1 protein-coding gene is annotated in these 519 nt (G+C 70.5%); it reads left to right on the top strand.

Going from position 1 to position 519, the window contains the following annotated elements:
- On the top strand, window positions 1-519 hold a 519-nt coding region (locus tag AC4FQ5_RS20170), incomplete at both ends, for an NmrA family NAD(P)-binding protein (RefSeq protein ID WP_491146530.1).

Genomic DNA, 519 nt, shown 5'->3' with positions numbered 1-519 from the left:
GACGGTGTCGCCGCCCTCTTCTTCATGACGACGTTCGACGGTGCGGACGGCGTGGTCGGCGAGGAGCGTCGGGGAATCGCGGTCGCCGAGGCGGCGGCACGCTCCGGCGTTCCGCGCGTCGTGTACTCCTCGGTCGGCGGCGCCGAGCGGGAGACGGGGATCCCCCACTTCGAGAGCAAGCGCGCGGTGGAGCGACGGCTGAGCGAACTCGTCCCGGCGACGTTCGTCCGTCCCGCGTTCTTCATGGAGAATCTCACCCCGCAGTTGACGCGAGACGACAACGGCGACATCGTGATCCGACTCCCGATGCCGGCCGACGTCCCCCTCCAGATGGTCGCCGTGCGCGACATCGGCTCGGTCGCGTCGCGCCTGCTCATCGATCCGGGTTCGATCGACACGGACGCCATCGAGATCGCCGGCGACGAGCTCACCCTCGCTGCGGTGGCCGACCAGGTCGGACGCGCCTACGGCACGCGTGCGCGGTTCGAGGAGGTCCCCCTCGAGGCGCTGCGCGATGAC

The organism is Chryseobacterium sp. DT-167 (genome assembly GCF_058310155.1).
The sequence above is the reverse complement of the archived record's forward strand: the minus strand, read 5'-3'. Positions and strand labels throughout refer to the sequence as shown.